Consider the following 20,724-nt stretch of genomic DNA (forward strand, 5'->3'; position numbering starts at 1 on the left):
TTATTTCCTTTATTAATCATTTGATGTGCTATTAAAAATACTCTTTTTACCGTTTCCTCCTGTTCTGCAGTAAACTATGTTTATCGTTTTCACGCCTAATGCGTGCCATTGGTAATGAAACAGGAAGCCGTCGTATGAAATTTAAATCGGCAATAAAACCTTATACTGAGGCAGCGGGAGGCTGGGACTCTTTAGAGTCAACCGCACGCTTTGTATTTGACAGTAAACATGCAATAAAGAATATGCGTAATTTAATGCGCATGAATAAAGCGAAGGGCTTTGATTGTCCGGGTTGCGCCTGGGGTGACGACAATAAAAGCACCTTTAGTTTCTGTGAGAATGGAGCCAAGGCTGTGGCCTGGGAAGCAACGCGTAGTGCGATCAACGCGGAATTTTTTGCGCAGCACAGCGTGTCCACACTTTATCAGCAAAGCGACTATTTTCTTGAATATCAAGGACGCCTGACGGAACCCCTGTGCTATAACCCTCTCACAGACCACTATGAACCCATTAGCTGGGATGACGCCTTTAAACTGATTGCGCAACATATCGCCGAGATGGCAACACCGGACGGTTTAGTACTCTACACCTCCGGGCGTGCCAGTAATGAGTCCTCTTATCTTTATCAGCTTTTCGGGCGCATGGTGGGTACCGCGCATTTTCCTGACTGTTCTAACTTGTGCCATGAAGCCAGTGGTGGTGGGTTAAAACTCAGTCTTGGCGTGGGGAAAGGCACCGTCAAACTTAGCGATTTTGAAAAAACGGATGCCATTTTTGTTTTCGGTCAGAATCCTGGTACCAATCATCCACGTATGCTTCACAGTTTGCGTCATGCCGCTGAACATGGTGCCAAAGTGGTAACCTTCAATACCCTGCGTGAACCTGGACTGGAACGTTTTGCTGATCCGCAAAAACCGCTTGAGGTTATTACTCATCTCTCCGGGGCCATCAGTACGAACTACTTCCAGCCTCACCTCGGGGGGGATATGGCGGCGGTTCGTGGCATGGCGAAGGCCTTGCTGGAAACCCAGCGAGCCCTGGTAAGCGAGGGGCAGCCAGGTATTTTTGACCTTGCGTTTATTGAAGCCAACACCCAAGGTATTGAAGAATGGTTTGCGGTGCTTGATGCCACGCCATGGTCACTCATCACACAACAGTCAGGATTAAGTGAACAGCAATTACGGGATGCGGCAAAAATCTGGCAGGAGGCTAAGGCGGTCATCGTCACCTGGGCCATGGGAATAACCCAGCACCAGCACGCCCTGCATACCGTGCGTGAAATTACTAACCTTCAGCTTTTAGGAGGCCATCTTGGCCGCCCCGGGGCGGGGATTTGTCCTGTGCGCGGCCACAGTAATGTGCAAGGTAATCGCACCATGGGTATCGATGAAAAAGCCCCTGCCGCTCTCCTGGACAGTCTGGAACAGCACTTCCATTTTACCCCTTCACGTAAACACGGTTATCACGCGGTGGCTGCGCTGGAAGCAATGTTGGCGGGTAATGTGCCAGTATTTATCGCCTTAGGTGGTAACCTGGCTGCAGCGGCCCCGGACAGTCTGCGCAGTGAGCAGGCATTACAGCGCTGTGGATTAACGGTTCATATTAGTACAAAACTGAATCGCAGCCATGTCGTACCCGGCAAAGCCTCCCTCATTTTACCTACCCTGGGCCGTACCGAGCAGGATATTCAAGCCACCGGGCCACAGTTTATCACCGTTGAGGACTCTTTCAGTATGGTGCATGCCTCAGAAGGAGTGGGCAAACCTATTGCAGAGACTCAACGTTCTGAAACGGCTATTGTTGCAGGAATTGCAAATGCGGTATTGGGGGATAAATACCTGGACTGGCCAGAACTGGCGAGTGACTACAATTTAATTCGCGATCATATTGAAGCCACGATCCCTGGCTTCAGCGACTTTAACCGCCGCTGTGAACTTCCTGGGGGGTTCTATCTGGGCAATGCCGCTGCGGAGCTGCGGTTTAACACTGAGAGTGGTAAAGCGCAGTTCAGCAGCGTTCCTCTGCCAGACCTGTATCTGGGGGGAGACAGCTCTCGCTTTACGCTACAGACACTGCGTTCTCACGATCAGTATAACACCACAATTTATGGGCTGGACGACCGTTATCGTGGCGTTTACGGGCAGCGTGAAGTTATCTTTATCCACCCGGATGACATTCAGCAATTGGGGTTAAAAGCAGGGGATTATGTGGATATTGAAACCCTGTGGAACGATGGTATTCAGCGTAAAGTGAACCACTTCAAACTGGTTGCCTATAATATTCCCCGGGGGAATCTGGCGGCCTACTATCCGGAAACCAATCCGTTAGTACCACTCAGTTATTTTGGACAAGATACTGGCACACCTGCATCTAAATCTGTCCCGGTCACCCTCACCCCCAGTGAGAACCTGGCTCAACAGCGAATTGTCTGACGAAATCACCGCCCGGAGGATATCCCCTGGGCGGGATTCTAATGTGCTACCCCACTGATTCAGTGGCTATCTGATCCATTGCCTGTAAAATACGCTTATCCGAAATAGGATACGGGGTTCCCAATTGCTGGGCAAAGTAACTGACCCGTAGCTCTTCAATCATCCAGCGAATTTCCGCCACATCATCCTGTTCGCGACGGGTTGGTGACAGTTTGTTTAACCACTGCTGCCAGGCTTGCTGAACACTTTCGACCTTCAGCATTTGAGCCCGATCCCGGTGAGGATCAATCGCCATTTTCTCAAGCCGTTTTTCAATCGCCTGTAAGTAACGTAGTGTGTCCGCAAGATGACGAAAACCGTTACGTGTCACAAACCCACGATATACCAGCCCCGACATTTGCGCTTTTACGTCAGACAGACCCAAAGCCATGGTCATGTCTACCCGCCCTTTCAAACGTTTATTAATGCTGAATACGCAGCTCAGGATCTGTTCTACTTGTCTGGCAATATCGACCACGGTGTCATTTAACTCCGCTCTCACGCGCTCATGTAATTGCGCAAAGGCCTGCTCGGTCCACACCGCCCCACCATTTTCGGCAATCAGCTTATCGACACCACACGCAATACAGTCATCAATCAACTCCAGCACTTTGCCATAGGGGTTAAAATAGAGCCCCAGCTTCGCCTTGTTCGGCAGTTTTTCATGCAGGTATTTCACCGGGGACGGAATATTAAGGAGTAACAAGCGACGTAAACCTTGCCACATCGCCTGCTGCTGTTCCTGAGGATTATCAAACAGTTTAATCCCCACACTCTCTTTTTCATCCACCAGTGCCGGGAAGGCTTTCATACGATAGCCCCCACGCTTCTGCTCATAACTCTCAGGCAATTGGCCAAAACTCCAGATGTGGAGCCCTGATTGTTCGATACCATCATCCGCCACGGCGGACAATGTATGCTGAATTTTCTCTTTCAGTGCTGCTTTTAGTTCAGTGAGGTTTTTCCCCTCCGCCAGTTTTTTATGGTGTTCATCCACCACCCGGAAAGTGATTTTTAGATGATCGGGCACCGCATCCCAGTTCCATGCTTCCCGGTCAATGGTTGTCCCGGTCATACGTCGGAATTCACGCTCCAGACTATCCAGCAAAGGCGAGGCTAAGGGCGTTGCCCGACTCAAGAAGGCTTCCGCATAGTTAGGGGCTGGCACCAGACCACGGCGAACAGGTTTCGGCAGTGATTTAATCAGTGCAATAATCAGCTCACGACGCACACCTGGGATCTGCCATTCAAACTCACTTTCCTCAACCTGATTAAGGAGAGGAAGAGGGATATGGACAGTCACACCATCAGCATCGGCCCCGGGTTCAAACTGATAACTGAGGCGTAACTTCAGGCTCCCCTGATACCAGACGTTAGGATAATCGAGTCTGCTGACTTGCTCCGCTCCCTCTTTAATCAGCATACTCTTTTCAAAACTGAGCAAATCTGGCGTAGTACGCTGAGTGATTTTCCACCATTTATCAAAATGACGAGCGGAAATAACGTCCTGAGCAATACGCTTATCATAAAATTCAAACAGCGATTCGTCATCCACCAGAATGTCTCGACGACGTGATTTATGCTCCAGCGTCTCCACTTCCGCTCGCAGTTTCAGGTTATCCCGTAAGAAAGTATGGCGCGTCTGCCAGTCCCCTTCCACCAGGGCATGACGAATAAACAACTCACGGCTGAGTACTGGGTCTATCTGGCTGTAATTAACTTTACGACCGGTAACAATGGGCAAGCCATAGAGCGTGACTTTCTCCACCGCCATCACCGCACCTTGCGCTTTTTCCCAGTGAGGTTCACTGTAGCTACGTTTAATCAGATGCTGTGCAAGGGGTTCTATCCATTCAGGGTCAATACGGGCCGCAATACGCCCCCACAGGCGGCTGGTTTCCACCAATTCCGCGACCATCGTCCATTTAGGCGGTTTTTTAAACAGCCCTGAGCCAGGAAAAATTGAAAAGCGTGCATTACGTGCACCGGTATACTCTTGTTTATCCGTATCTTTCTGACCAACTTGCGATAACAAGCCGGTTAACAGCGCACAGTGCAGGCCCCGGAAATCTGCTGGTTCACTGTTAACAGGTAAGCCCTGCTCTTTCACTACCTGACGTAACTGGGTATAGATATCCTGCCATTCCCGTACCCGTAAGTAGTTGAGATAGTCCAGCTTGCACTGGCGGCGGAACTGGTTAGTTGACAAGGCTTTTTGCTGTTCGCCCACGTAGTTCCACAAATTAACATAGGCCAGAAAGTCTGACTCTTTATCCTGAAAACGTTGATGTTTTTCCGCCGATGCTTGCTGTTTATCCATGGGGCGTTCCCGGGGATCTTGGATCGACAATGCCGATACAATAATCATCACCTCACGAACACAGGCAAATTTCTGTGCTTCCAGCACCATTTTAGCTAACCGTGGGTCCACCGGGAGCTGGGAGAGTAAACGCCCTGATGGCGTCAACTTATAGGCAGTTTGCTGATCATCACCGGTAATAGCGCCCAGTTCCTGTAGCAGGCGTACACCATCCTGAATATTGCGCTTATCCGGCGCTTCGACAAACGGAAAGGCCTGGATATCTCCGAGGCCCAGGGCGGTCATTTGCAGAATAACGGAGGCCAGGTTGGTACGCAGAATCTCCGGGTCGGTAAATGCCGGGCGTGAGAGAAAGTCTTGCTCGTCATAAAGACGAATACAGATCCCTTCGGAAACACGCCCACAGCGCCCTTTTCGCTGGTTAGCGGAGGCTTGGGAAACAGGCTCAATGGGTAGGCGCTGGACTTTAGTCCGATAGCTATAACGGCTAATGCGCGCCGTACCGGGGTCAATAACATATTTAATGCCCGGTACGGTCAGTGATGTTTCAGCCACGTTAGTGGCCAGTACAATGCGTCGCCCGACATGGCTCTGGAAAACCCGATTCTGTTCACTATTAGAAAGACGTGCATAGAGTGGCAAAATTTCAGTGTGGGGGAGCGCCAGTTTATTTAACGCATCGGCGGTGTCACGGATTTCGCGCTCTCCACTCATGAAAATCAGAATATCGCCCGGACTTTCACGGCCCAGTTCATCAACGGCATCAAAAATAGCCTGCAACTGGTCACGATCGGTATCGTCATTATTTTCCACTAAAGGACGATATCGCACCTCAACAGGATAGGTACGCCCTGAGACTTCAATCACCGGGGCATGATTAAAATGCCGTGAGAAGCGTTGCGGATCGATCGTCGCGGAAGTGATTATTACTTTCAGATCAGGGCGTTTTGGCAGCAATTCACGCAAATAGCCCAGCAGGAAGTCAATATTCAGGCTGCGTTCATGGGCTTCATCAATAATCAGGGTGTCATATTGCATCAACAACCGATCTTGCTGGATCTCAGCCAGCAAAATACCGTCTGTCATCAGTTTAACTTGGGTATTTTCACTGACGCTATCGGTGAAACGCACTTTATAGCCGACGGTACTGCCCGGTTCGCTGTTTAACTCTTCGGCAATACGATTGGCTACGGTACGGGCCGCAAGACGACGAGGCTGGGTATGGCCAATCAGCCCTTTAATGCCTCGCCCCAGTTCCATGCATATTTTTGGCAACTGGGTCGTTTTCCCCGACCCGGTCTCCCCGGCCACAATCACCACTTGGTGATCACGAATGGCGGCTAAAATATCGTCTTTCTTTTGACTGACAGGCAAATTTTCTGGGTAGCTTATTGCCGGGGTAGCCGCCTGACGCCGCTGCACTCGTGCTTCAGCAACCGTGATCTCACCGGCCAGTGTCGTCAGTAACTTCTGCAGTGATTGCGGATCTTTGACCTTCTTTGCCCCATGCAAGCGCCGGGAAAAACGCTGTTTATCGCGCAACATTAACCCGTCCAGACGGGAAAACAGAGAGGACAGTGAGTGTGTGTTTATTTCCATCATTGCTGTCGTAAAAACGCTCCAAGTCACGCAAATGTAAATCATCGTTTTGATATTCTGTATTTTACCACAGCTGATCTTGTCGTGTGTTGTTCAATAAATTCGAATATAGGGTTCGATTTATTACGCTATCTCTGTAGCGATAATGTCAATACAGTAGGTTCATTCGGGGCAATGCTCCCAGTAATCACGATAAAGGATCTACCATGAGCAAAGTATTAGTGCTTAAATCCAGTATTCTGGCTGACTATTCTCAATCCGGTCAACTTTCTGATTATTTTGTAAAGCAGTGGCAGGCGAAGCACAGTGATGATGAAATCACCGTGCGCGACTTAGCGGCAAACCCTGTTCCCGTGCTGGATGGTGAACTTGTTGGTGCCCTGCGCCCCTCCGATGCTCCCCTGACCCCGCGCCAGCAGGAAGCTCTGAAGTTATCGGATGAGCTGATCGCTGAATTGCAAGCTCATGATATTATCGTGCTTAATGCACCTATGTATAACTTCAACATTCCAACACAGTTGAAAAACTACTTTGATCTGGTTGCCCGTGCTGGTGTGACCTTCCGTTATACAGAGAAAGGGCCTGAAGGTCTGGTGACCGGCAAGCGTGTCATCGTCCTGACCAGCCGTGGTGGGATCCATAAAGATACCCCGAGTGACTTGCTGGTCCCTTATCTGAATCTGTTCCTCGGCTTTATCGGTATTACTGATGTGGATTATGTGTTTGCTGAAGGTATCGCTTACGGCCCGGAAGTCGCGACCAAAGCTCAGTCAGATGCAAAAGCAGCCATTGACAGTATTGTTGCAGCCTGATTAGCCACTGATGTTCCAGGAATGGGCTCGCGCCCATTCCTTTTTGTCTTTCAAATATTCTGCCAGAATAGCCTGACCATTCACTGCTGTTTTTTTAGCCACTGCCCATTAATGCCACGCACATACTCACCAGGTCGGGCCTTATCCACCAATTTTTGCCCAGCCAGTCTTGCCACATCACTGCGGGTCATCTGGTTTTTGGTTGCCAGCTGTTGGTATATCTCACTGCGGGAAGCATTAATTCTGGTCACTAAAGCCTGCGTCTCGGGGTCCTGCCTGACCGCGCCAAGGTAGCCATTTAACGTTTCACCAACACGCCCTTGCTCCCGTGCTTCATTAAGGGTCAGTGCCAGGGCAGATTGCCCCACCAGCAAGAGCAGTGCAAATAACCCGTTAATGACTCTTTTCATGTTCATGCGTTCCCCATTCAAAACACGTCCTGACGATTTTTTAATAAAGCTTCAACGTCTTTATCCGCTTTGATAAAAATTTCGTGCTCAATTTTGACGTTCATATTAATGGTTATAGGCTCTTTGGGTGCCGCCACTTCAATACGCGGTACACAAGCCGTTAGCAAAAACAGGCATACGACCACTTGTGCAACCAGGACGCTCTTCATTGTTTCTCCTCACAAACCAGGTCGTTTTTCTTACAAGGTACCAACGGCAGTGCAGCATTTTCCTCTAACCAGCTTTGTAAGTTTTCACCAAAGCGTAAACTACGCCACAGGGAAAAGATATTTTCCTGATGGTGGTAATTAAGATTAACACTACTGCTTTTGCCATTCTGGCGACTCACCCCTGTAACCGTGGCATACATTTCCATCTCCCCTAGATTATCAAGGCTAACTCGAGCCCAGGAACGGGTGATCTCCAGATACCGAATCCAGGACATTGCCGCCCCGGCCGCAATGTTTTTGTCAGCTATAGCGTCCGCCATATCCTTATCCATCCGGAAAGTCATGGCTCCCGGGCTGGTGATCCAGCCATCTTTCACTATCCATTTGGGGTGATTGAGCCATAAAGGTAATCCCCCATTGATTCGCCCTGAAAAAGTGAATTGTTTCAGCTTAATGGCATGAACCAGTTCACTGGAGGACAGATCTTGCAGGCGGATTAAAGCGGCATCTTTTTGCGGCATGGTCAACTGCTGCATTATGACCTTCCCGCCCAGAACATCCGCACTTACATGACTTAACCACAGGGGATTCCGTTCATCCCAGGGATACCCGCCTTGCAGGTCAGCAGTCACATTTTGCACTCTGAACTGGTTACGAATTTCCGCTATTCGCAAGCTTACCGGGCCACGCACACCTAAATGCCAGCGCGAGTCTTGGTAACGGAATGGTAAAACAAAATCGACACCATTAATCTGATTATCGGGCAGCCACAGCTTCCCCCCTTTCACAACACCATGCCCCCCGGCTTCAAAGCCTTGCCCTTTCGCGGCGGAGAAAGCGACTTGTGCAAAAAGATCCCCCCCTTTCATTTCCATCTTCCAGTCAGCAGGAAGCAGGGGCTGGAACACCGTTAATGACTGTTTTGGCCACCAGGCCTCACCCCGTAGACGTTCAGCATCCCAGCGCCCGGAGACGCGTACCGGGCCAATGGCTTTCGCCCGGAGTTCCCCCTTAAACTGGAAGTCTGCCGGCGTGCGGCCATCAACAGTGAACGTCAGTGCCGCCGGTGGAAGCTCACTGCCCCCGGTTCCGAACAGGGTTCGGCCTGTTTCCAGAACAAATGCCCCCGTTAACTGTTGCGGCTCACCGGTGTCCCAAAATAGCGGGCGGACTAAATGGAGCCGTGGTTTGCTAACGAGCATGGAACCATATTCAAGTTTATCAAAACCGGTGGACAAGGTGCTAAACTGGATACGCTTATCGCGCCATTCCCCCTCTCCCTGAACATCCCACTTCGCCTGTACGGGAGCAAATAAGCCACGCCCCCAATAACGCCATTGCCAAAGCCCCTGATTCTCATAGGGCAGGAAGTTTTTTGCTTTGCCATCCAGGTGCAGCGTCATCTCCCCCAGGACATTTTGCCGCGCCCGTAGAATGGCCTGCAGACGGCCATCGATACCCTGGCGGGAAATACGCACCCCGGCCAGGGGCCAGCGGACATCATCAATATTCAGTGCTTCATTGACCTGCCCCCGGGAGGCTAGCAAAGACCCGGGATGAAACGTAAACAAGGGGTCAATAATCGTCCCACTAAGTTGCCCCCGTAACAACGCATAGAGGATGAGTTGTTCTCTTTTAATTTCACCAGTTAGTTGTAGTGGTAATGCACTGTCAAGCAGACTCAGCTTGCCTGGGCCAATATTGAGCACCGCATTACCTTTACCCGCGCGCCCTTCGCTGACCATATTCATGCGCCCACTGAGGGTCATATTTTCCAGCCCCTGTTGCCAGCCATCAACCCGTAGCGCCAGCCCCCCCCGAAGGGGAAAACCGGTATAGGGCCACTGCCACAGTCCCTGTTCAATCGTTAACCGCTCCCCTTCCACAGACCAGGGAAGGGCCAGTAATAGCGTCTGTTTATCCGCTTCAATAACGTTCAGAAGGCCGGCATTTTTCCGCCAGTGTAGATGCACATCCAGGGGCCCGGGTATATTCGGCGAAACAAAACGGGTACTCAGCTGTCCCTCTGGAGGAATACCATCCGGGTTAATTGCCAGAGTGAGTTTCCCGACTAACTCAAGCGGGGGAACGGCTTCCCCCAGGGTCACACGCAGGGCACTCACCTCCAGTGATTGCTGGCGCAGTATCAAATGCGTGGAGATCAACGATCCCTCATAGTGAAGTTCCTGCCGGCTCGGAGTCAGAGCAAGTTGCAAAGCGCCCTGGTATTGTGGCCAGGGGGTGATCAGCAGATTATCAATATTAACCCAGCTATTCGGCAGTAATTGCTGCAGGGTACTGAGAGCGAGGGGGGCATCATCACTGGTTTTATCGCCTGCTAATGAAGAAAAGCAGTCAGGATTAACCTGCAGTTCCCCCACATCCAGCTGCCAGCGACTGGGATGGCTAAGGCGAGCATTTTTTACTCCCGCGACCTCACAGTGCCCGGCCCAGTAACGAATACCTGGCACAGAAATAGCCCATCGTTCCAGGCGAATGCCAGAGTCCATCGTGATACTGCTCCCGGGAGGGAGCCAGTATCCCGCAACCCTCGGCAACCAGGATGATAAAGACAAAAATAACGATAACGGCAGTATCACCAGCACCAACAGCAGGGCAATAATCGCCTTATACTTTCCCTTCATGGGTGATTTATCTTCCTGATTTTGCATAATTTAAGCCTGATACTTTGCTATTTCGACCAGCCTGAGTCTGTTAAAAAAACGTATAATGAACAAGTTTAGCGGTTCAGCGAAAGAAAAGCGCCTCAAGTGAGGATGTTTAACTATCCTGATTTGTATGCTGATTTTAAGCATGATAATTTTATGCCATAGCCTTTTGGAGAGCGATATGATGAAACTCGCGATGTACAGTACAAAACAATATGACAGGAAGTACTTTGAACAAGTAAACCATGAGTATGGCTTTGATATTGAATTTTTTGATTTCTTGCTGACTGAAAAAACAGCCAAGAATGCCAAAGGTTTTGATGGTGTCTGCCTGTTCGTCAACGATGTGGGTAATCGCCGCGTGCTTGAAGAACTTAAAAATGAGGGAGTAAAATTTATCGCTCTGCGTTGCGCCGGGTTTAACAATATTGACCTCGACGCGGCTAAAGCGCTGGACATGCCTGTGGTACGCGTACCAGCTTACTCCCCGGAAGCGGTTGCAGAACATGCTATTGGTATGATGATGTGCCTTAACCGCCGTATTCACCGGGCTTATCAGCGTACCCGTGATGCTAACTTCTCACTGGAGGGGCTCACCGGATTCACGCTGTACGGCAAAACTGCCGGGGTTATCGGCACCGGTAAAATTGGTGTTGCCGCCCTGCGCATTCTTAAAGGTTTTGGTTTACGCCTGTTGGCTTTTGATCCGTACCCAAGCGAAAGTGCGCTGGAGTTGGGTGTCGAGTATGTTCCCCTCGGCACGCTGTTTGCTGAGTCTGATATTATCTCCCTGCACTGCCCACTGACACCTGAGAACTATCATTTAATTGACAGTTCAGCCTTTGCCCAGATGAAGGATGGTGTCATGATAATCAACACCAGCCGCGGCGGATTAATTGATTCCCCTGCAGCGATTGAAGCATTAAAACATCAAAAAATTGGCGCTCTGGGTATGGATGTTTACGAAAACGAGCGGGATCTTTTCTTTGAAGATAAATCCAATGATGTCATCCAGGATGATGTTTTCCGTCGGCTGTCAGCTTGCCATAACGTTCTTTTCACGGGACACCAGGCCTTTTTAACTGCCGAGGCGCTGACCAGTATCGCCCAGACAACACTGGAAAACTTACGTAAGCTTGAGAGCGGCGAACCTTGTGCCAATCAGATAGAATAGCCACAGACAATTGCTAATACCGGAATAGCCATCATCAGTGCAGATATACTGAAGAGCTGAATATAAGGGAAATATAATGAAAAAGACGGCATTACTGATACTCACCACCCTGGCCCTTGCCAGTTGTGCTCAAACATCAGGACAAAAAAATCTTGTTGCGCAAGATTTAGAAAATCATCGTTTTGTGCTGCAAAGCGTCAATGGTAGCCCGTACGTCGCCAAAGATTCTGGAAAAGTACCCGAATTGGGCTTTGGTGAGAAAATGCAAATTTTCGGTGCGATGTGTAACCGTTTCGTTGGTCAAGGTACGCTTAATGGCGACCAGCTGAAGGCGGAAGGTTTGGGAATGACGCGCATGATGTGCGATGACCCACAACTCAACGCGCTGGATAATCAGCTAACACAGATGCTTAACAACGGTGCCCGGATCAGTTTCAACGGTCAGCAATTAACCCTGGAAAGGGACCAGTACACCTTGGTATACACCCTGGCCCGGCCTCAGTAACTCCCACAAGTTCCGGCGGCAAGCGAGTCTTCAGCACAGCGCTTGCCGTTAGGCATCGCACACATTCCCACCATACTGCCATCAAGCTGGTGTGCAACACTGAGTATCCCTCCTGCCATAGCACAGTTAGCCTCGCCTTGACTCGACAATGAAGCGCGCAATCCAGGGGAGACATGTGCTGCCGTGGCTTGCTGGGGGGGTTCACTACTGCACGCAGATAATGAGAGCGTCGCTAACGCGACCAAAAAAAACGAACGCATGATGTATTCCTTCAGAGGGACAAAACGTTGCAATAATGAACTATGCCTGGCATCACGTCGAGGATAAAAAGCATAAATTTTATTGGTTTTGTACTGATAGCCTGAGGCTGAACAAAATACCTCACTCTATTTCAGGATATTATTTACACCAGGCACACAAAAGCGAAAACCTGTTTTTTCTGCTTTGCTAAAATAACAACACTATTACAGGAATAATGGCCGTTTAGTGCCACTTTACTTTTTTGCAATGTAAGGGCTTTTTTTATGCAAACTATCGACGGTAATGGTGCAGCTGCCTCAGTGGCATTCCGCACCAGTGAGGTGATTGCTATCTACCCTATCACCCCCAGTTCAACCATGGCAGAGCAAGCGGACACATGGTCGGGTGACGGGCGTAAAAATATTTGGGGTGATATTCCACGCGTTGTGGAAATGCAGTCTGAAGCCGGCGCCATTGCTGCGGTTCATGGGGCATTACAGACAGGAGCATTATCCACCTCCTTTACCTCGTCCCAGGGATTATTGTTGATGATCCCGACCCTTTATAAATTGGCCGGGCAGCTAACCCCCTTTGTATTACATGTTGCCGCCCGTACCGTGGCGACGCATGCCTTGTCAATTTTTGGCGACCACTCGGATGTGATGGCGATACGCCAGACCGGTTGTGCCATGCTGTGTGCCAGCAATGTCCAGGAAGCCCAGGACTTCGCCCTGATTTCACATATCGCCACACTAAAAAGTCGGGTGCCGTTTATCCACTTTTTTGATGGCTTTCGTACCTCTCACGAAATCAATAAAATCGTGCCACTCGCCGATGATACCCTGCGCAGCCTGATGCCCCAGAAGGAGATTGATGAGCACCGTCGCCGAGCCTTAAATCCCGAACATCCGGTGATCCGAGGTACCTCGGCTAACCCAGACACGTACTTCCAGTCACGTGAGGCGACCAACCCCTGGTACAATGCTACCTATGCGCATGTTGAACAAGCCATGGATGACTTTGCCGCCGCCACTGGACGTCAGTATCGACCTTTTGAATATTACGGCCATCCCGACGCTGAACGCGTGATTATTGTGATGGGTTCCGCTATTGGCACCTGTGAAGAGGTCATTGATGAGTTGCTGATCCGGGGTGAAAAAGTAGGGGTGTTAAAAGTCCGCTTATTCCGCCCGTTCAGTGCCCGCCATCTGCTGGCCGTATTACCGGAAAGTGCCCGCAAAATTGCTGTACTCGATCGCACTAAAGAGCCAGGTGCTCACGCCGAACCTCTCTACCTGGATGTGATGACGTCACTGGCTGAGGCTTTCAGCCACGGCGAGCGTACCTCCCTGCCTCAGGTATCTGGTGGCCGTTATGGTTTATCCTCAAAAGAGTTTGGTCCCGAGTGTGTACTGGCTGTCTTCAATGAGCTTAATGAAGTCAAACCCCGTCCGCGTTTCACCGTGGGTATTTATGATGATGTTACCCACCTGTCGCTGCCCCTGCCCGCCAACACCTTACCCAACCACGCTAAACTGGAAGCGTTGTTTTACGGGCTGGGAAGCGACGGCAGTGTCTCCGCGACGAAGAATAATATTAAAATTATTGGCAATGCAACCGAGTGGTACACCCAGGGCTATTTTGTCTATGACTCGAAAAAAGCCGGGGGATTGACGGTATCTCACCTGCGGGTAAGTGAACGCCCCATCAATTCAACATATCTAATTGAAAAAGCGGATTTTGTAGGTTGTCATCAGTTACAGTTTATTGATAAGTATTTGATGGCAGAACGCCTAAAACAAGGGGGGATCTTCCTGCTCAATACCCCTTACAGTGCTGAAGAGGTTTGGCATCGTTTACCCCAGGATGTCCAGGCGGTACTGAATCAAAAACAGGCCCGCTTCTATATCATTAATGCAGCAAAAATCGCCCGTGACTGCCAGCTTGGTGCTCGCATAAATACCGTCATGCAAATGGCCTTTTTCCATTTGACGCATATTTTACCTGGGGAATCGGCAATCACTGAATTGCAGAATGCCATTGCCCGTAGCTACAGCAGCAAAGGTGAAGAGTTAGTCAGCCGTAACTGGCAAGCCTTAGCACTGGCCCAGGAATCGCTGTATGAAGTGCCTTTACAGCCGGTTAACCCGGATAGCGCGATGCGCCCACCCGCAGTTTCCGACAGCGCCCCTGACTTTGTTAAAATGGTGACCGCCGCGATGTTATCCGGCCTGGGTGATGCACTCCCCGTCTCCGCCCTGCCACCTGACGGTACCTGGCCGGTGGGTACGACGCAATGGGAAAAACGTAACATTGCCGAAGCCATACCTATCTGGAAGGCTGATCTCTGTACCCAGTGTAACCACTGTGTCGCGGCCTGTCCTCATGCAGCCATTCGGGCAAAAGTGGTACAGCCAGAAGCAATGGATCATGCCCCTGACAGCCTGCAAACGCTGGATGTGAAAGCCCGCGATATGCGTGGACAAAAATATGTATTACAGGTTGCTCCTGAAGATTGCACCGGCTGTAACCTGTGTGTCGAAGTCTGCCCTGCAAAAGACCGTAAGAATCCGGAAATTAAAGCCATCAATATGATGGACCGCCTGGAACACCTGGAGGAAGAAAAAACACACTATGACTTCTTCCTTAATTTGCCAGAAATTGACAGAAGCCAGATTGAGCGAATTGATATTCGGACATCCCAGCTGATTACACCGCTCTTCGAGTATTCAGGCGCCTGTTCTGGTTGTGGCGAAACGCCTTATATCAAAATTCTGACTCAGCTTTACGGGGATCGGATGTTGATTGCTAATGCCACAGGCTGTTCATCTATCTATGGGGGCAATTTACCTTCAACTCCTTACACCACTGATGCCAATGGCCGGGGCCCCGCATGGGCTAATTCCCTGTTTGAGGACAACGCTGAATTTGGTTTAGGTTTCCGTTTGACGGTGGATCAGCACCGCGCCCGGGTCATGCGCCTGCTGGAAAAATTTGCCCCGGCTCTGACACCAGAACTCTATCAGGCACTCCAGGTCGAGGCGACACCAGAACTGCGTCGCACCCAAGTTACCGCGTTGCGTCAGCAACTGGCGTCACTGGATGATGCGGAGGCTCGTCAGCTAGTCACCGATGCCGATGCGCTGGTTGAGAAATCTATCTGGCTGATTGGGGGAGATGGCTGGGCCTATGACATTGGCTTCGGAGGGCTTGACCATGTGCTGAGTCTGACTGAAAACGTCAATATTCTGGTGCTTGATACCCAGTGCTACTCCAATACAGGTGGGCAGGCGTCTAAAGCCACCCCACTCGGTGCAGTAACCAAGTTTGGTGAGCACGGTAAACGTAAAGCACGCAAGGATTTAGGCGTCAGCATGATGATGTACGGCCATGTCTATGTGGCACAAATATCTTTAGGTGCCCAACTGAACCAAACCATCAAAGCCATTCAGGAGGCCGAAGCCTATCCTGGCCCGTCATTAATTATTGCCTACAGTCCATGTGAAGAGCATGGCTATGATCTGGCATTAAGCCATGACCAAATGCGCCAGCTGACTGCGACCGGTTTCTGGCCACTCTACCGTTTCGACCCTCGTCGTGCTGATGAAGGGAAACTCCCCCTGGCTTTGGACTCACGTCCACCATCGGAGGCATTGGGTGAAACATTAATGAACGAACAGCGTTTCCGTCGTCTTAATACCCAACAGCCTGAAGTAGCACAGCAGCTATGGAAAGAAGCAGCAGATAACTTACAGAAACGGTATGACTTCCTTGCCAGTATGGCGGGAAAAGCGGAGAAAACGACAGAATAAGCCGATGCGGTAAGGACTGAGTGGCATTGACCTTGTTATCGTGGGTCAATGCCGCTCACATACCATCTTTGATGGGAAGGTCCTGGTTAATCCCTTCTAGTGTGTGCGCTTATTGATGCGGGATATGGAGAAACACTAACGCAATACTCTGACCTTGCAGGATTTCCCCTTAATTTTCCCTTGCTGTATTTGCTGGGCCGCCTGCCGGGCCACGGACCGGCGTACTGCAATATAAACATGCAGTGGATGCACATCAATTTTACCTATATCGGCACCGTTAAGCCCCATTTCACCCGTCAATGCGCCTAAGATATCGCCCCGGCGCATCTTCGCTTTTTTGCCCCCGTCAACACATAACGTAACCATTTCAGCGAGCAGGGGTTTCACAGAACCGTTACTCACAGGTTGCTGCCAGTTCAAGGAAAGATTAAGCATTTCGGCTAACAGTGTGGCACGCTGGGCCTCCTCAGGAGCACAAAAGCTAATGGCGATCCCATCCTGCCCTGCCCGTGCAGTACGACCGATGCGATGAACATGCACTTCTGGATCCCAGGCAAGTTCGTAGTTAACCACCATCTCCAGTGCTTTAATATCCAGCCCACGAGCGGCGACATCAGTGGCAACCAGGATACGGCTACTGCCATTAGCAAAACGGATCAGGGTATGATCACGGTCACGCTGCTCCATGTCACCATGCAGTGCCAGTGCACTCTGACCGGCTTCATTCAGCTGCTCACACAGGGTCTGACAATCCTTCTTGGTATTACAGAACACCACACAAGAAGCCGGCTGATACTGACTTAACAAGCGTTGTAGCTGTTCGACTTTATGATGACGACTGACCTCATAAAATTGTTGCTCAACAGCCGGTAGTTCATCCACAGAGTCAATCTCAACTGTCTCCGGGTTACGCTGAATACGCCCACTGATCGCAGCAATAGCCGGCGGCCAGGTTGCAGAAAACAGCAACGTTTGACGCCCGGCTGGTGCATGCGCCATAACTTCATCAATCGCATCAGCAAATCCCATATCCAGCATACGATCAGCTTCATCCAGGACCACGACACGGAGCGTATCAAGGTTAACCGTTTCTTTTTTCAGGTGATCAAGCAGACGTCCGGGCGTGGCAACAATGATATGTGGCGCATGGTGCAATGACTCTTTTTGCACACCAAAGGGTTGTCCCCCACAAAGGGTAAGCACTTTAATGTTCGGCATATAGCGCGCCAGCCGGCGCAACTCTTCAGCGACTTGAGCGGCAAGTTCACGGGTCGGACACAGAACTAATGACTGAGTCGAAAACTGCCCGGCTTCAATGCGCTGTAGTAGTCCGAGACCAAATGCGGCAGTTTTGCCGCTGCCGGTTTTTGCTTGTGCCCGCACATCTTTACCCCCCAGGATTGCGGGTAATGTTGCCGCCTGTACAGGGGTCATACTGAGATAACCCAGTTCATTAAGATTAGCTAACTGGGCTTCAGGTAAAGCGTTCAATTCAGAAAAAGCAGTCACAATATTACTCTCTAAGTAGGGCGATCGCCGGCATTGTACAGCTTTTTCCTGTTTCAGGATGCTATTCCTGAACCAGATGGGCCAATTATTAGCAACACCTCGGGGGAAGACAACGTGCCTGATATCCTGTGGACAGTCCCCACGGTCATGCCACTGATGTAAACCGCCTGTAGTATTCCCCTACCCCATGACCGGGTGAGACTGATGGCAAATGTACCGGTAAATATAACGGAGATATTTATCTCAGCCACATAGAAAATATCACTATAATTTCAGGACAATGTTAAACATGGATATATCACTCTACTGAAAAACCAGAAATAAAAATAACATGTTATATTTAATAATAAGGTGAAAACTCTGTTAGAAAATGGCCAAGCCCGAAAAATATCCATAGAAAAGACAAGTGTGCTTCATTAAATAAATAACCCATTTTTACTTACAATCATTAAATTACCCTAAGCCGTTATAATTTACCCTGCCAGTTACTTGGTCACGCATGAAGAATATTTTTATGTGTCCTAATAAAAACACTAGAAATGTATTGATTAATTAGCGGTAAATTTAATTTTAACGATTGACTTTACATACCATCATTTAATAATGTAGCTACTCAGCTTTAAAGGGGGGTTCATAATACTCTGGTTATATATTATTTCTCGTTGTAATCAATAAATGATTCACTTTTTGGATATCATGCAAAGGGAGGCCTGAGATGAGCAATGCATTTTGTTTTATTCATCACTGTTCAGATGCCATATTAAGTAATGTCGGAAAACATTTTACTGTTACGCCACTCACTACTGGCATGTTGCTTTTAAAAGGTGATACGAATATCACACAGTACTTTAATGAGCGTTACACGGCGTATCTGATTGGTAATATTTACAACCAAATGATGCTCAGAACTTTGGTTGCAAACAGTGACAGCCAAGTTTGGGCAATGAATGATGCAGAGCTGTTTTGTTTAATAAGAAAGACACTAGGTAATACTGCTCTCGCATTAGCCGAGGGTGATTTTTGTTTATTTATCGAACACCATAATGGCACAATCGAAATCATTACGGAAACCCGAGGGTTAAATTCAATTAGCTTAGTACAAACACAACATCACTGGATAACAAATAGTTTAAAAATAGTGGGTCAAATCGCAGGTGCGGACGCATTTTCCTTCCGTCCGGAAAAAGAAGTGATCGACAATATACACAGGGCTGATAATTTTTCTCCAGTCAGCAATATTACCCGGCTAAAGCCCGGAACCATTACCAGAGTCATGCATGATGAACAACATCATCTCTATATTGAAAATCAGTACCTGACTTCATTATCGAGTCATAATATATTAACACTCCCCGAAAATACGTTATATCAATTGATAGACCAACACTTGCGTGGTGCAATATCATCCTGGCCTGATATTAACGCAAGTATTGGCATACCCCTTTCTGGAGGGGTCGATTCCAGTCTCATCACAGCCCTTGCTTGTCAGCAGTTTTCCAGTGTAAAAACCTGGTCGATTGGCTCAGAGCAACGCAATGAATTCATCTTTGCAGAAATTGTTGCTGAAACATTAGGCACTGACCATGAAATAAAAATACTCACGGATGATGATATCATTTCAGGTATCGCAGAAGCTATTTATCACAATGAGATATTTGACGGACTCTCTTCGGAAGTGCAATCAGGCTTATTCAATGTCTATAAACTGGCATCAGGGAAAGTATCATCTTTGTTAACCGGCTACGGTGCTGACCTGTTATTTGGTGGTATTATCAACCCAGAAAACCCCCCATCCGACCCTAATGCCATTCTTGCACAACAAATTTACCGAACAAAATGGACTAATGAATTCTCGACTCATGGGGCGAATCACTATGGGCTGAATGTGTATCACCCTTTTTGGTGTAACAATATGCTGTCACTCTGTAGAAACCTCTCGCCTCACTTTAAAGTCAGAAATAATGAAGTTAAAAATGTACTACGCGAATATACAGCCAATTTAAATAAACTACCCATTGATATCATCTGGCGAAAGAAAAGAGGCATCCATGAAGGATCAGCAGTCAATCAGGCCTTTGCCAATTTCATCAGTACCCAGACCAATAACTATCAGGAGAAAACCCGATTTAGTTATACGCTGTACAAAGCATTTTTGACGGGGAGTCTGATACCTGAAGATCTATCCATAGATAAATTACGTGGCCTATTGAAAAGGAGTGCATGATGGTTATTACACAAGATGTAAATAGTATTCGTATATTAACAATGAATCACTCAAGCCAGCACAATCCATTCAGTAAAGAGTTAGAAGAATCAGTAAAATATGCACTTAATCATGCCGACGGTGATGACAGTATTAAAGCTGTCGTTGTTTACGGCGGCCGTGACCGCTCTTTTTCATCAGGTGGTGATTTCAACGAAATTAAAAATTTATCTGCCGGCTGCGATGTTGAAGACTGGATAGACCGGGTAATCGATCTTTATCAGTGCGTACTAAAAATAAAAAAACCTACGGTGGCAGCCGTGGAAGGTTATGCCATAGGTATGGGATTTCAGTTTGCCATGATGTTCGATCAACGAGTGATGTCTGAGCAAGCTATTTTTAGTATGCCGGAGTTAAAACATGGCATTGGGTGTTCCGTCGGGGCTGCTATTCTTGATCATACCCACGGTCATACGGTAATGAAAAAAATCTTATTTGAGTGTGAACGGCTCACCGCTGAACAGTGTTATGCCTATAAGATCGTTGATTCTGTTGTCACAAAAGACAACTTATTGCCTATAGCCATCGCCAAAGCGACACTCTTAGCTAACTATCCTGTGACTGCGTTTTCAAATACCAAAGAATATATAAATAGAAAATTCATCAGTATATTAGATGATGTAAAAGAAGAATCTAAATCTATTCATAAAAAAACATTTGCAAAGCGTGATGTACAGGCACATATAAAAAATGTTCTGGGGAAAAAATACTAAAACACAAGGAGAAAATAT

Annotated in this window: 13 protein-coding genes; 7 read left to right on the forward strand and 6 right to left on the reverse strand. The window is 48.6% G+C overall.

The window, feature by feature from the left end:
- Positions 1-134 precede the first annotated feature (134 nt).
- Positions 135-2,432, forward strand: coding sequence for an FdhF/YdeP family oxidoreductase (locus JK154_RS03350; RefSeq protein WP_211991095.1), 2,298 nt, complete (start codon positions 135-137; stop codon positions 2,430-2,432).
- Positions 2,433-2,478: 46 nt separating this feature from the next.
- Here JK154_RS03350 and hrpA read toward each other — a convergent pair whose 3' ends face one another.
- Positions 2,479-6,393, reverse strand: coding sequence for an ATP-dependent RNA helicase HrpA (hrpA, locus tag JK154_RS03355; protein WP_211991347.1), 3,915 nt, complete (start codon positions 6,391-6,393; stop codon positions 2,479-2,481).
- 203 nt (positions 6,394-6,596) lie between these two features.
- Between hrpA and azoR the strand changes: the two genes are divergently transcribed.
- On the forward strand, positions 6,597-7,202 hold the full coding sequence (azoR, locus tag JK154_RS03360) for an FMN-dependent NADH-azoreductase (protein ID WP_211991096.1): 606 nt from the start codon (positions 6,597-6,599) through the stop codon (positions 7,200-7,202).
- An 80-nt stretch (positions 7,203-7,282) separates the two neighbouring features.
- On the opposite strand, the gene JK154_RS03365 is transcribed toward azoR, so the two are convergent.
- The 3 genes from JK154_RS03365 to JK154_RS03375 are packed head-to-tail and all read right to left on the reverse strand — an operon-like array spanning position 7,283 to position 10,466.
- On the reverse strand, positions 7,283-7,612 hold the full coding sequence (locus JK154_RS03365; protein WP_211991348.1) for a YdbL family protein: 330 nt from the start codon (positions 7,610-7,612) through the stop codon (positions 7,283-7,285).
- A gap of 17 nt (positions 7,613-7,629) precedes the next feature.
- Positions 7,630-7,821, reverse strand: coding sequence for a YnbE family lipoprotein (locus JK154_RS03370; RefSeq protein WP_211991097.1), 192 nt, complete (start codon positions 7,819-7,821; stop codon positions 7,630-7,632).
- Positions 7,818-10,466 carry a YdbH family protein gene (locus JK154_RS03375; protein ID WP_211991349.1) on the reverse strand — a complete coding sequence of 883 codons (2,649 nt, stop codon included), beginning with the start codon at positions 10,464-10,466 and terminating at the stop codon, positions 7,818-7,820. Before JK154_RS03375 ends, JK154_RS03370 begins: the two co-directional genes overlap by 4 nt.
- 208 nt (positions 10,467-10,674) lie before the next feature.
- Between JK154_RS03375 and JK154_RS03380 the strand changes: the two genes are divergently transcribed.
- Positions 10,675-11,664, forward strand: a complete 990-nt coding sequence (locus JK154_RS03380) for a 2-hydroxyacid dehydrogenase (protein ID WP_211991350.1) — start codon at positions 10,675-10,677, stop codon at positions 11,662-11,664.
- Positions 11,665-11,740: 76 nt separating this feature from the next.
- Complete coding sequence (locus JK154_RS03385; RefSeq protein WP_211991098.1) at positions 11,741-12,169, forward strand: META domain-containing protein; 429 nt, start codon at positions 11,741-11,743, stop codon at positions 12,167-12,169.
- On the opposite strand, the gene JK154_RS03390 is transcribed toward JK154_RS03385, so the two are convergent.
- Positions 12,163-12,429 carry a DUF333 domain-containing protein gene (locus tag JK154_RS03390; RefSeq protein ID WP_211991099.1) on the reverse strand — a complete coding sequence of 89 codons (267 nt, stop codon included), beginning with the start codon at positions 12,427-12,429 and terminating at the stop codon, positions 12,163-12,165. The genes JK154_RS03385 and JK154_RS03390 overlap by 7 nt on opposite strands.
- A 264-nt stretch (positions 12,430-12,693) precedes the next feature.
- Here JK154_RS03390 and nifJ point away from each other — a divergent pair, with 264 nt between their 5' ends.
- The gene (gene nifJ, locus JK154_RS03395; RefSeq protein ID WP_211991100.1) at positions 12,694-16,221 is read left to right on the forward strand and encodes a pyruvate:ferredoxin (flavodoxin) oxidoreductase; all 3,528 of its coding nucleotides are present in this window, start codon (positions 12,694-12,696) and stop codon (positions 16,219-16,221) included.
- A 135-nt stretch (positions 16,222-16,356) separates the two neighbouring features.
- Here the strand turns inward: nifJ and dbpA are convergent, their stop codons facing one another.
- Positions 16,357-17,730, reverse strand: coding sequence for an ATP-dependent RNA helicase DbpA (gene dbpA, locus JK154_RS03400; protein ID WP_211991101.1), 1,374 nt, complete (start codon positions 17,728-17,730; stop codon positions 16,357-16,359).
- Between the two features lie 715 nt (positions 17,731-18,445).
- On the opposite strand from dbpA, the gene JK154_RS03405 reads away from it, so the two are divergent.
- Positions 18,446-19,954 (forward strand): asparagine synthetase B family protein, encoded by a 1,509-nt coding sequence (locus JK154_RS03405; protein ID WP_211991102.1) that lies wholly within the window; start codon positions 18,446-18,448, stop codon positions 19,952-19,954.
- A complete protein-coding gene (locus tag JK154_RS03410) occupies positions 19,951-20,706 on the forward strand; it encodes an enoyl-CoA hydratase/isomerase family protein (RefSeq protein ID WP_249215756.1) in 756 nt (251 codons plus the stop codon). The genes JK154_RS03405 and JK154_RS03410 overlap by 4 nt, the downstream gene beginning before the upstream one ends.
- The last annotated feature ends 18 nt before the right edge of the window (positions 20,707-20,724 follow it).

The sequence above is a fragment of the Citrobacter sp. JGM124 genome (genome assembly GCF_018257795.1).
GTDB lineage: Bacteria > Pseudomonadota > Gammaproteobacteria > Enterobacterales > Enterobacteriaceae > JGM124.